Origin of the sequence: Actinomyces culturomici, from assembly GCF_900499005.1 — a bacterium.
Classification (GTDB): domain Bacteria; phylum Actinomycetota; class Actinomycetes; order Actinomycetales; family Actinomycetaceae; genus Pauljensenia; species Pauljensenia culturomici.
Map to the genome: position 1 here is coordinate 470,322 of NZ_LS991317.1, position 12,303 is coordinate 482,624.

The 12,303-nt window shown below is 62.6% G+C and carries 9 protein-coding genes and 2 pseudogenes; 3 read left to right on the forward strand and 8 right to left on the reverse strand.

Going from position 1 to position 12,303, the window contains the following annotated elements; genetic code table 11:
- Positions 1–22 precede the first annotated feature (22 nt).
- Together DY157_RS09205 and DY157_RS09210 are read right to left on the reverse strand one after the other, a co-directional pair.
- Complete coding sequence (locus tag DY157_RS09205) at positions 23–886, reverse strand: carbohydrate ABC transporter permease (RefSeq protein WP_115728334.1); 864 nt, start codon at positions 884–886, stop codon at positions 23–25.
- Positions 883–1,677: a carbohydrate ABC transporter permease gene (locus DY157_RS09210; RefSeq protein ID WP_218938079.1), complete on the reverse strand. Its 795-nt coding sequence runs from the start codon at positions 1,675–1,677 to the stop codon at positions 883–885. Before DY157_RS09210 ends, DY157_RS09205 begins: the two co-directional genes overlap by 4 nt.
- Positions 1,678–2,010: 333 nt before the next feature.
- Between DY157_RS09210 and DY157_RS09215 the strand changes: the two genes are divergently transcribed.
- Positions 2,011–3,297, forward strand: coding sequence for an ABC transporter substrate-binding protein (locus DY157_RS09215; RefSeq protein ID WP_115728336.1), 1,287 nt, complete (start codon positions 2,011–2,013; stop codon positions 3,295–3,297).
- A gap of 66 nt (positions 3,298–3,363) precedes the next feature.
- Positions 3,364–4,602, forward strand: a complete 1,239-nt coding sequence (locus tag DY157_RS09220; protein ID WP_160159517.1) for a family 1 glycosylhydrolase — start codon at positions 3,364–3,366, stop codon at positions 4,600–4,602.
- A gap of 40 nt (positions 4,603–4,642) precedes the next feature.
- On the opposite strand, the gene DY157_RS09225 is transcribed toward DY157_RS09220, so the two are convergent.
- Entirely contained in the window at positions 4,643–5,650 is a 1,008-nt protein-coding gene (locus tag DY157_RS09225) for a LacI family DNA-binding transcriptional regulator (RefSeq protein WP_115728338.1), read from the reverse strand.
- A gap of 137 nt (positions 5,651–5,787) precedes the next feature.
- On the opposite strand from DY157_RS09225, the gene DY157_RS09230 reads away from it, so the two are divergent.
- On the forward strand, positions 5,788–7,989 hold the full coding sequence (locus DY157_RS09230; protein WP_115728339.1) for an RICIN domain-containing protein: 2,202 nt from the start codon (positions 5,788–5,790) through the stop codon (positions 7,987–7,989).
- A 128-nt stretch (positions 7,990–8,117) separates the two neighbouring features.
- On the opposite strand, the gene DY157_RS09235 is transcribed toward DY157_RS09230, so the two are convergent.
- The 5 genes and pseudogenes from DY157_RS09235 to DY157_RS09255 all read right to left on the reverse strand — a co-directional run bounded on the left by DY157_RS09235 (position 8,118) and on the right by DY157_RS09255 (position 12,253).
- Entirely contained in the window at positions 8,118–8,627 is a 510-nt protein-coding gene (locus DY157_RS09235) for a SprT-like domain-containing protein (RefSeq protein ID WP_115728340.1), read from the reverse strand.
- Complete coding sequence (locus DY157_RS09240) at positions 8,624–9,655, reverse strand: LacI family DNA-binding transcriptional regulator (protein WP_268876502.1); 1,032 nt, start codon at positions 9,653–9,655, stop codon at positions 8,624–8,626. Before DY157_RS09240 ends, DY157_RS09235 begins: the two co-directional genes overlap by 4 nt.
- 81 nt (positions 9,656–9,736) lie before the next feature.
- Entirely contained in the window at positions 9,737–10,576 is an 840-nt protein-coding gene (locus DY157_RS09245; RefSeq protein WP_115728342.1) for a carbohydrate ABC transporter permease, read from the reverse strand.
- A pseudogene (locus DY157_RS09250) lies at positions 10,573–10,887 on the reverse strand (transposase); the annotation flags it as partial. The pseudogene DY157_RS09250 and the gene DY157_RS09245, both read right to left, overlap by 4 nt.
- A 36-nt stretch (positions 10,888–10,923) precedes the next feature.
- A pseudogene (locus DY157_RS09255) lies at positions 10,924–12,253 on the reverse strand (IS256 family transposase).
- Positions 12,254–12,303 lie beyond the last annotated feature (50 nt).

Below are 12,303 nucleotides of genomic sequence, written 5' to 3' on the forward strand. Positions count from 1 at the left end.
ACTCTCCTTCGAGTTGAGGGGCCTACTTGAGGCCTGTGGTGGCGACCGAGGCGATGAACTGGCGTTGCACCAGCATGAAGACCAGGGTCAGGGGAATGAGGGCGACGAAGGATCCGGCCATCATGACTCCATAGGGGATGATCCCGCCGGGGCCGGTGAGCATGGTCAAGCCCGAAGTGACGGTGGCCATGTCTTCTCGGGTCGTGAGGACGAGGGGCCAGAGGAGGTCGTTCCAGTTATTGACGAAGTTGTAAACGCCGAGCGTCAGGAGGGGGGCCACGGCGTTCGGAATGGCGATCGACGTGAAGATCTTCCATTCGTTGGCTCCGTCGATCCGTGCTGCGTCTTCGAGCTCTTTGGGGAAGGCGAGGAAGAACTGACGGAGGAAGAAGATGCCGAAGGCGTCGGCCGCCCTGGGTGCGATGAGCCCGAGATAGGAGTTGATCCAGCCGAGCTCAGAAATGATCTGGTAGACGGGGATGAGGAGGGCCTGGAAGGGGATCATCAACGAGGCGATGATGAGGATGAGAAGAGGCTTGCGGCCCCTGAAATCGAAGCGTGCGAGGGCGTAAGCCGCAAGCGAGTCGAACACCAATGAGAAGACCGTGACTCCGCCTGCGAATGCGAAGGAGTTGGCGACGAGCCTGGCGAAAGGAAGGTCGGTGAAGATCCTCTTGAAGTTGTCGAGGGTCCACCCGTCCGGGATGAGGGTCGGCGGGAAGACGTTGATCTCGCCGTTCGCTTTGAAGGCCGTAAAAACGATGATGGCGATGGGGAGGAATACGACGAGGGTGATTGCCGTTGCCGTGGCGAGGAGGAGCGTTTTCTCAAGACGGCGGGCAACGGTGGTGCTCAGGCCCCGTGAGGTGCCGGGATTCGGCGTCATGACGCTTGCCTCGCTTTCCGGGAGGAGAAGAAGAATTGTGCGACTCCGAGGAGAAGCGTCATGAGGAGGAGAAGATAGGAAAGCGCTGAAGCGGATCCGAGTTCGAGGTCGCGGAATCCGGATTCGTAGATCTGCATGACGATCGTCTGCGTCGATCGGTACGGTCCTCCTCCGGTGAGGACGTAGATCTGATCAAAAGCTTGGAGGGCTGCGATGGTTGAGACCACGAGCACGAATCCGGTGGTGTTCCCGAGGAGGGGGAGGGTGATGTGTCGGAAGCGCTTGATCGCGTTCGCGCCGTCGACTCTCGCCGCCTCGTAGAGCGAAGTGGGGATGTCCTGGAGGCCTGCGAGGAATACCGTCATGTAGAAGGGGACGTTCTTCCAAACGGCGATCAAGGCGACTGCCGGCATGGCGAGGCTCTCGTCTTGGAAGACGTTGCCGAATTCGATGCCGAAGCGGGAAAGCCAGTAGCTCAGAAGGCCGAGTTGAGGATCGAGCAGGTACTGCCAGGCGAAGGCGGTGACCGAGAGGGAGACGATGAAGGGGAGGAATAGCCAGGTTCGGAAGAGTCCCCTCAAAGGGAGGAGGGGATGATTGAGGAGGAGGGCGAGGGCGAGGGAGAGGATGACGGAAACGGGTGTGAAGATCGCGCAGTAGAGGGCGGTATTGATGAGTGAATCCAAGATCTCCGGGTCTTGGAGGAGCTCGGCGTAGTTCGCGATCCCGACGAACTCAGGACGGCCGAATGCGGTGTTTGAGTGCAGTGAGGTGAGGAGGGCTTTCGTCATCGGCCAGAAGACGAAAACTCCGAGGATGCCCGCCGCAGGCAGCAGGAATGGAAGAGCGACTCCGAATTGTGATCGACCGCGCGTCGTTCGTTCTCGATGATGTGCGCGTCCGCTCATGTTCCCCCCTCTCGGGATCGACTGTGATCACTACGAATGGTGTACAACGTTGTATCTAACACCGCGCCTCCTGTCAAGCCCCGCGACAACTGGTTATGCGACTTCTTGACATTGTGTGCGTGAGAAGCTGATACTGGTTTCGACGCAGTTACATCGTTGTACTTGCGTGTTCATCGGTTGTTCGTTGGTGATGTCATCAGAAGTGGAGAAAACGCGATGAAGATGTTTGTGAAAGTTGCGGGAGTGGGGGCTGCGTTCTCCTTCGTGCTTGCGGGATGCGCTCAAGGCGGCACCGCTCAGGAGAGCGGTGCTCAGGAGAGCGGGTCATCCGCAGGGGTCGTCTCCCTTGAGTTCTGGCACGGTTACACGGAAGCGGACGGAAAGGTGCTGGATTCGCTCGTTGAGGAGTTCAATGCGTCCCATCCGGGCGTCACCATCACGCCGGTGACGAAACCGTGGGGCACTCTCCTCGATACCGCACTCCCGGCACTCACCGCAGGCGAAGGCCCCCACATCATGGCGCTTCCGCCGGAGAACATTCCGACCTACGCGTCCAAGGGTGCTCTCGTCCCCCTCGATGAGTGGTACTCCTCGACCGAAGGAGGGGTTTCGCGACTGAATGAGCAGGCGATCGCCACGGGCGACGCCGATGGGAAGCGCTACGGCGCGCCCCTGAGCTTCACTCCGCTCACGATGTTCTACAACAAGGCGATGTTCGATGCCGCCGGAGTCGCAGTGCCGACGACGTGGGATGAATGGGTGGATGCGGCGAAGCGCCTCACCGTCGATGAGGATGGTGATGGGAAGCCTGAAATCTACGGACTGGCTTTGCAGGACAATGCCACGGTGGGCAACGGAGTGTGGATGTCCCTTCTCAAGAGCGGAGGAGGAGACGTTGTCGATCCTCAGGGAAAGGTCGTGGTGGATTCCCCGGAGAATCTTGCGACTCTCGAGTACTGGTCCAGGGCTGTCGTGGAAGACAAGATCTCCCCGACCGGCCTCACGGGTGTCAATGGTGATGAGCTCTTCAAGTCCGGCAAGGTCGCGATGACTCTGGGTGGTCCTTGGCTTGCGACAGTCGCTCAAGAAGCCGGAATCGATTACGGGATTGCGACGCTTCCGGCGGGCCCTGCGGGTATCAAGGCTTCCGCGCTCGCGGTCGACATGAGCATCACGGCTCGAGCGGAGGAGAAGGAACGGGCCGCGGCCCTGGAGTTCTTCAGCTGGTTCTACGAGCGGGGCAACATGATCAAGTGGTCGCTTGCCTCCGGCTGGCCCCCTCTCACGTCCGAAGTCACTCCCGAGGATGTGGCTGAGAATCAAGTGGTTGCGGCGCTGGCGGCTCAGTCGCAGTACGGCGTAGCCCTGCTGCCCGGAGTCATCCCTCAAGCGGATGTCCTCAAGGAGCTCGACATCGTCACCCAGAAGACGCTCGCTGGAGGAGCCCCGGCTGATCTGCTCAAGGATGCGCAGAAAGCGATGAGCGACAAGCTGTCCGAATGACCAATTCGGGCCGGTGGATCAAGCATCGTGATCCACCGGCCCGTCATCGTGAAGGGAGGCCGCCCCATGCGGTGGTTCGAAGACGGTCGACTGCGACTTGCGATCGGCATTGAGGACACATTCGTCCCGCAGAGTTCGCCGCGTGAACGTGCGCTCGACGAATACGAGCTCATGGATCACTACGAGAATCTGGAAGAGGATCTTCGGCTCCTCGGAGAAGCTCGTGCTGACATGGTGCGTTGGGGGATTCCCTGGCATCGGATCAATCCTGAGCCGGGCGTGTGGCACTGGGACTTCGTCGACCGCGCGATTGATCGGCTTGAAGCCCAGGGGATCGATCTCATCGCGGATCTCGTGCATTACGGAACCCCTCTGTGGTGTGAAGGGGAGTTCTCCAACCCCGACTACCCGAAGTACGTCGCGGAATACGCGTTCGAGGTGGCGCAGCGCTACAGAGGCAGGATCGCGCACTACACGCCGACGAATGAGCCTCTGCTGACGGCCATGTACTGCGGGGAGTTCGCTCATTGGCCGCCTCATCTCGAAGGTGATCCCGGATTCGTTGCCATGGTCAAGGCCGTGTCGCGGGGGATCGTCGGAATCCAGGAGGCGGTCGCCCAGGCCGACTCGGCCGCCGATTTCGTCCATGTCGAAGCTTCATTCAGGTTCACAGGAGATCTTGCTGCGCATTCTGGGACCGTGGAATTCCTCAAACATCGACGATTCCTCATCGAAGACCTCGTGACCGGTCGAGTGGATGACGCCCATCCGCTCCTCGAATTCCTCGAGGAGAACGGCTTTTCCGACGCCGACCTGCAATGGGCCGGGGAGCACCTGGCTCTGCCCGATGTCATGGGTGTCAACTACTATCCGCAGCACTCCACCGAGGTCTTCGAAGCGAATCGGGTTCTCGGTGGCGGCCCGGGTGAATTGCGGCCGCGGCGCAACGAATGGGAGAAGGGGCTGCGGGACGTGCTCACGCTGTTCGCTCAGCGCTATGGCAGACCCGTGTTCCTCAGTGAAACCGGCTTCACGGGAACAGTTGACGAACGCGTGGCGTGGCTCGAGCGTTCCTTCGATGAAATCGTGAGATTGCGTCGAGAGGGAATGGACATCGTCGGCTATACCTGGTGGTCGCTGACCGACATGTTCGAGTGGAGCTATCGCTACGGCGATGCTCCGAGGATGGACTACCTCCTCGAGATGGGTCTGTGGAGCCTCGAAGAGGACCGGGACAAGCGGCTGCGCCGAGTGCGCAATCGTGCGGCGGATACCTTCGCGGGCATCAGGGGCCGCGTCGGCTGAAAGGCGACGAGCTCTCATCTGAAGTCCCGCGCGAATCCGCCTAAGCGGATTCGCGCGGGACGAGCTTGAAATCGACGAGGTGCTCGCGCGGGTTTTGAGGAGCGGACTGCCCATTCTCGATCCGCTCGAGGAGGAAGGAGAGGGTGACCTCGGCGATCTCCGCCCGGCCCGGGTCAACGCTTGACAATGAGGGCATTGAGAACTCGCCCTCGGTCACGTTGTCGAAACCGATGACGGCCACTTCGTCAGGGATCCGGCGCCGGACCTCGTTAAGGGCGCGAATGACGCCGATGCCCAGAGCGTCGTTCATCGCGAATACGGCGTCGAAGTCGATGCCCGATGAGACGAGCTCGCGCATCGCATGGGCGCCATTGCGCGAATGCCACAGGTCGGTGTAGCCGACGAGGCGCGGATCGTAGGGGATCCCCGCTTCGTTCAGGGCCGACTTGTATCCCTTGAAACGCAGGGCGGCTGAACCGAGTTTCTCATTCGCGTGCGCGCCGATCACGGCGATGCGCCGCCGTCCCGCTGCGATGAGGTGGTGCGTCGCGGCGGCGGCGGCGTCGACGTTCCGCATCGTCACGTGGTCGACTGGGCCGTTGAATATCCGTTCGCCGAGCAGGACCATCGGGTATTCGACGCGGAGGAGCTCCTCATCATCTTGGCTCATCCCCAGGGGGGAGAAGATCAGGCCGTCTGCGAGCATCCGTTGAGGGCTGGACAGCATGGCGATCTCCTTGGAGCGATCGCCACCGGTCTGCTCGAGTTGAACGCTATAGCCCGCCTTCGCTGCGGACTCGGTGATGTGTTCGGCGAGCTGGGCGAAATAGTTGAGTCCGATCTCCGGTACGACAAGGCTGATGACATGACTCTTGCCGGATCTCAGGCTCCTCGCCGATAAGTTGGGCCGGTATCCGAGGGTCCGAATGGCCCTCTCGACTTTCTCCCTCGTCTCGGGGCGCACGTTGGCGCTGCTATTTACAACGTTAGAGACCGTCTTGATGGACACCTGCGCGAGTGCTGCGACCTCTCGGAGGGTGACTGACATGCTTCTCCTTCGTGTGTGCGATGTCTGCAAGATTAGCCCATTCGAACTCTCGAATAAACGGCTTGGGGAGCTGAGTGCGGAGCGGTAATATTGATTCGCTACAACGTTGTAGTTCTGATGGATCCTCAGGAGGACCTATGCGATCACGTACTCGACGGGCTCTCAGCGGGGTATTCGTCGGGAGCCTCGTCCTGGCCCCGATGCTTTGCCTCGGGGGAACGGGTGCTGCCGCTGCCTCAGCAGAGGCGAACGGAGTCCTCGTCTACTCCCCGCCTGCCGGTTCGTCCTTCAATGATGAAGGCGGTGAGGCGACCGGCACGGCCTACGCCAAAGTGCTCTCCCTCAAAGCCTCTGAGCAAGCGAAGGGCAGACTCGTCTCGACCTTTGACGATGCGCGTCTGATCCGTGACAGTGGCGATACGGGCGACCCTGTCCTCGAGACGCGCGCATGTCTCGGGGACTCGACTCTCGCATGCCATCAAGAATGGTCGATCTTCATATCCGATGACCAGGGCGGCACATGGAGGAAGGTCTCGCATATCAATCCGGCCGAGGCTTTCCCGGGGGCCTCTCTCGGCGACCCGAATCGACTGAGCCGCACAGCGCAACCCTTCCTCTTCGAGTTGGATCGGCCCGTTGCGGATCTGCCCAAGGGAACACTGCTTCTCAGCGGTCAGATCCGGTCAGAGTCGCGAAACGATCCCGCGGCAGTGTCGAAACTCGTCATCTACAAGAGCTTCGACCAAGGCCTGACATGGTCCTATCATGCGACGATAGACACGGGCGGCCCCGCGGTCTACGACCCTTCGTCATCGTCGTCGACGACGACCGTTTGGGAGCCCTCCCTCGCGATCGATCGCTACGGGGAGCTCGTCGCCTACTTCTCAGACGAGCGGCAGAAGGCCAACGGAGTCCTTCAGGCGGTGTCCCTGAGGCGCTCGACCGATGGTGGTCGAACCTGGGGGCCGGTTCAGAACGTTGCCGCTCCTTCCGATCGGCATCATCGTCCGGGCATGATCACCGTCGATCGAATGGGGGACGGGCGCTTCATCGCGACCTACGAGGTTGTCAACGCGAAAGGGTACGCCCATTCGAATGCCTCCCCCGTATATTTCAAGATCTCTGAGGACGGTCTGAATTGGGGGGACCCGGAGGATCTGGGCACACCGGTAGAACTGGCCGACGGGCGCGGAATCGGCTCGTCGCCATTCGTCAAATGGGTGCCCAGTGGCGGTCCGGATGGAATGGTCGTCGTTGCTTCGAAGTGGGGCCTCGATTCGCGAGGGAATCTCGATCAAGGGCAGAACTTCTTCGTTAACTACAACCTGGGCGAGGGGCCGTGGGAGCGCCTCCCCTTCGCCGTCACTTTCGACGGGGCGACATCGATCACGGGTTTCGCCCAGGGCTTGGACTACTCGCCCGACGGGAAGACCCTCTTCCAAGCGACGAACGTCGAGAATTACAAGCAATTCTCCGGAGTGACCGAGCCCTATAACGACATCCGAGTGGGCTCCATTCATCTCGACGCCGTAGCGCACGAAGCGGAGAACGCCGCGTTCCACAATGTTCGTCTCGTTACTCACGGTGACGCTTCGAACGGAGCCAAGATCGGCGATATCAACTACGCGGACAGCTATGTGGAATTCAAGATCCGCGCCCCGCAAGCGGGCGAGCACGAGTTCGGCATCAGGTACGACAACGGCAGCGGGCGTGTATCGAAGCACCGCGTGACGACGGACTCAGGCGTTTCGACATCCGTCGCGTACTCGCCGACCGTGGATTGGGGGCGCTTCGCATGGGCGAAGATCACGATTCCTCTCCGTGCGGGTGACAACACCGTTCGATTCGCTTATGAGTCGGGCTACGCGGAGATCGACCAGATTCTCGTCCGGCCGACAACGGGAGCATCCGATCCGGAGTTCCGCATCATCAATCGCTCGAGCGGCAAACTCCTTGAAGTGAAATCGGCTTCCACCGCGAACGGAGCGGCGATCGCTCAATGGGGTCCGACTGGTCATGCGGCGCAAATCTGGCGCGTGGTCTCCAACGGGGCGGCGATGACCTTCACCAACAAGAACTCGGGGAAGCTCCTGGAGATTCCGAACGCTCTCATGACGGATGGAGCCAAAGCCGTGCAGTGGGATCCGACCGGGCATCCGACTCAAGAGTGGCGAAGCGAAATCACGCAGGAAGGGTACCGGAAGCTCTACAACGCCAATTCCGGGAAGCTCTTGGAGATCGGGTCCTGTTCATCGGCCGATGGTGCTGATGCGCAGCAGTGGGGGCCGACCGGAGCCCCATGTCAAGAGTGGCGCTTCCTCAAAGAAGGGATCCAGTAGGTTCTGATGGGGCGGCGGAGGCGAGTCCCCGCCGCCCCAGCGGCCTCCCGCCCGAAGGGAGAGGTGCAGCATTCGAGAAGGCTCGGGATCGGGCGATGCCGTCGCGGGTCCGGCGCTGGAGCCGATCATCAAGACCTTTGACGCATCCTCGCCAGCTCCCTCGCGTAGGGCCCGCCGGGCTCGACCGGCTCGCCGTCTCGCGCCCACCAAAGGATCCGCTCGGGGTCGAAAACCCTCGCGCAGACCCCGCAGGAGGTGACGCGACGGGGCGCGCGGAAGAGGCGCCTCTGAGCCCCGCACTTCGGGCAGGTCCCCACCCAGGGCTCTTCGGGACGGGGGAGCGAAGCGGGAAGCCGTGCGGAATCCGGCGCCCCGAGTGCGCGCGCCTGCTTCTTCCACACGGCATCGTGACGATGGCTCGCGCCGACCAGGGCGTGCGCGATCTCGTGAAGGATCACCCCGCGCACGGTGTCGGCGTCATAAAGCTCGGTCAAAGGGCCTGACAGGGTGATCGTCCTCGTCGAATGGATGCACGATCCCGCTCGGCGCCGCGCCGTGTCGAAACGGAAGCGCCAGTCGCCCAGGCCCGAGGCCTCCATGAGCGCGCGGGCCTGGGCGCGCGCGAGTTCGCGTTTCATCCGCGATTCGACCCCGCGGGGCTTCGGCTCCTCGCAGCGCCGAGGCCGGTTGCGGATTCCCGGATGACGATCTCTCCGGGCACGTCGACCTTCCGGGCGGGCAGGGCCCTGCTGGCGCGCTCGGCGTCGATCCTTTCGAGGAGGAGCTCGACGGCCGCGCGTCCGGCGCGGGAGAAATCCTGGCGGTACGTGGTCAGGCCGGGGTTCCAGATGTCGGCGATGGGGTGATCGTCGAAGCCGACGACACTGATGGCGTCGGGCACGGCGCGCCCCTCTTCCTCGAGACCGCGGATCAGGCCCATGGCGAGTTCGTCGTTGCCCGCGAAGATCGCGGTGATGCCGGGATGCCCGGCGAGTTCGCGGCCCAGTCGCCTGGCGGAACCCGCTTCCCAACCGCACTGCAAGGGGTCGGGTGCGACGACTCCGTGGTTCCTCAAGGAGGCCGCCCAACCGTCGGAGCGGCTCGTCCCGTCCGTGCACGTGGGGACCTGAATGTGGTGGACCGTGCCGTGCCCGAGGCTGAGGAGGTAATCGGTGAGGGCCCGGCCGCCGTCCTTCTCGCAGAGGGAGACCTGGTCGTACTCCTCGCCGGGCCGACCGCCGATCACGACGACGGGCATGGAACGGGGGAGGGAGGCGAGCGCCTTTTCGGCGATCTCGTCGTATCGCAGAACGACGATGCCGCTCGGATTGAAGTCGAGGACGGCGTCGAGCGTCTCGGGGAGCGTGGTCGAATCCGCGTCGTCGAGCTTGGAGATCATCACCGAGTGACCTCGGGTGCGCGCCTCGTCCTCGATGCCTTGAATGGTCGTCGCGGAGCCGAACAGGGTGGTGTTCGTCGAAAGGACGGCGATGAGCTTCATCGTCGAGCCCTTGAGCCCCCGGGCGATCGAGCTCGGCCGATAGCCGAGGATCTCGATGGCGCGGGCGATCCTCTTCGACGAATCCTCGGACAGGTGCGAGGAGTTGTTGAGGTAGCGGGACACCGTTGAGACCGAAACGCCCGCGCAGGCGGCGACGTCCGAGATGACCGGTGTGCGCCGTTCTCTCTCTTGGGGCTCATGGCTCGTTTCCTTCTGGCGCGCGTTCGTCGATCGGGTCGGCGATGCTCATTTCACCGCGCCGCCGGTGATCCCCGAGATGATCTTCCGCTGCCCGACGATGAACAGGATGAGGAGGGGGAGGGTCATGAGGAGGATGTACGAGAAGATCAGGTGCCAGTTGTTCAGGTACAGGTCCTCACTGGCGACAGTGTACAAGTTCAACGGAAGGGTGTTCATCTTGCCCGAGAGGATGAAGGGGGCGCAGAAGACGTCATTCCAGATGTACAAGACGATGAGGATCGTCGCCGAGGCGAGGGTCGGCTTCAGGAGCGGCAGGATGATCGTGAAGAAGATCCTCGCGGGGCCCGCGCCGTCGATCCGGGCGGATTCCTCAAGGGAAACGGGGATGGTCCTGATGAACCCGGTGATGAAGAAGATGACGATCGACAAATAGATGCCGACGTAGACGCAGATCATTCCGATCGCGCTCTCCGCGAGGCCGGTCATCCTCAGGAGCATCATGATCGTGATGATCGAGGGCGGGAGGATGACGCCGGAGATGAAAACCGCGTAGACGAGGGCCATTGATCTGGAGGTCCGGCGCGCGAGGATCCAGGAGGCCATCGCCCCGAAGAGGAGGGCGAGGAACGCCGAGGGAGCGGTGACGATGAGGCTGCCGATGAGGGCCGGCCCCATCCGCCCCTGGGTGATGACGGTCTGGAAGTTCTCGAGGAGATGCCACTGGGTGGGCAGGGACATCCCCGGGATGACCGCTTCGGATTGGTTCTTCCCCACGGTGACGACCGCGACCCACAGGGGGACGCCGAGGAAGCCGATGATGACGGCGAGGACGAGAAGCGCGTGGAGGGCTCCGCCGAGGGGGGTGCCCCCTATGTGGTGTGTCAAGCGGCTGTTGGCAGGTGTGTTGTCGGGTTGGGGGTGTAGAGGGCTCCGTCTCGGATCATGGCGTGGAGTGTGAGGATGCGTCGGTGGGCGAGGGCGATGAGGGCTTGGTTGTGGCGTTTGCCTTGGGTGATCTTGCGGTCGTAGTAGGCCCTTGAGGTGGGGTCTGAGCGTAGGGATGCGAAGGCGGACAGGAACATTGCTCGTTTGAGTCGTTTGTTGCCTGCGTGGGAAACGTATTCGCCTCGGATGGAGGATCCTGATCTGCGGGTGACTGGTGTGAGGCCTGCGTAGGAGGCCAGGTGGGCTCCGGTTTCGAGAGCTTGTCAATTGTTTTGTGTAAGCGGTGGTTAGAGATAGGGGGTGATGCGTTCGGGGTAGGCGGCGGCGAGTTGGGCGAGGGCTTGTTTCCAGTTGGTGGTGAGGCGGCCTTCGACGAGCCGGTTGGTCGCGCGCCGGGAGGGTTTGCTGGTGGGGGTTGTGGCGCGTTCGGCGGCTCTGCGGTCTTCGATGTTGCAGATCGCCAGCCACAGCAGCTTCACGGCCGCCGCGTCGGAGGGGAAGTGGCCCCGGTTCTTGGTGACTTTGCGCAGCTGGTAGTTCAAGGATTCGATGGCGTTGGTCGTGTACAAGACGCGCCGGAGCATGGGCGGGAAGGCGAGGAAGGGCGTGAACCGTTCCCAGGCGCGCTGCCAGGTGCTCAGGGCGTCAGGGTACTTGTCCGCCCATCCGGCGGCGAACTCGGCGAGGGCGTCCAAGGCGGCGTCCTCGTTGACCGCGGTGTAGACGGGTTTGAGGGCGGCGGCGACCTTCCTTGCGATCCTGGTAGGCGACGAACCTCATCGAGGAGCGGATCAGGTGGACGACGCAGGTCTGGACCATCGAGTCGGGCCAGGTCGCCTCCACCGCCTCAGGAAGGCCTGCCAGCCCGTCGCAGCACACGAACAGGACGTCCCTGACTCCCCGGTTGGCGAGCTCGGCGCACACGTGCGCCCAGAAGGAAGCTCCCTCTTCGGACTGGATCCAGATCCCCAGCACGTGCTTGACGCCGTCCATGTCGACCCCGACCGCCAAGTGGGCCGCCCGGTTCGACACCCTCCCCTGGTCGCGGATCTTCACGCGGATCGCATCCAGGTAGATGATCGGATAGAACTCGTCCAGGGGGCGCTGCTGCCACTCCAGGACGGCATCGCACACGGCGTCGGTAATCGTGCTGATCGTCCCGGCCGACAGCTCCACCCCCAGCGTGGACTCCAAGTGGTGGCGGATCTCGCGCACCGTCATCCCACCGGCGTACAAGCTGATAATCATGCCGTCCAGGCCGTCCATGCGCCGCTGGCCCTTACGCACCAGGCGAGGCGTGAACGTGCCGGCACGGTCGCGGGGGACCTCGATCTCGAAGCTGCCGACCTGCGAGTCGATCACCTTGGTCGAGGTGCCGTTTCGGGCGTTGCCGCGCGCTACCGGCGCAGGCTCGCCCTTCTCGTAGCCCAAGTGGTCGGTCAGCTCGGCGCGCAACCCCCGCTCAAGAGCTTCTTTCAACAATGCGGGAAGCAGGCCATCAGAACCCGTCAGCTCGATCTCGCCCGAATCAACCTTGGCGAACACCTCGTCCAAAGCCCCCGACGACACCAACTCACTCGCGACCACACGGCCCGACAAACCAGAATCAACACTCAATGCAACAGACCTTCCAAAGGAGGGCTTACACAAACCATTGAACAGGCTCG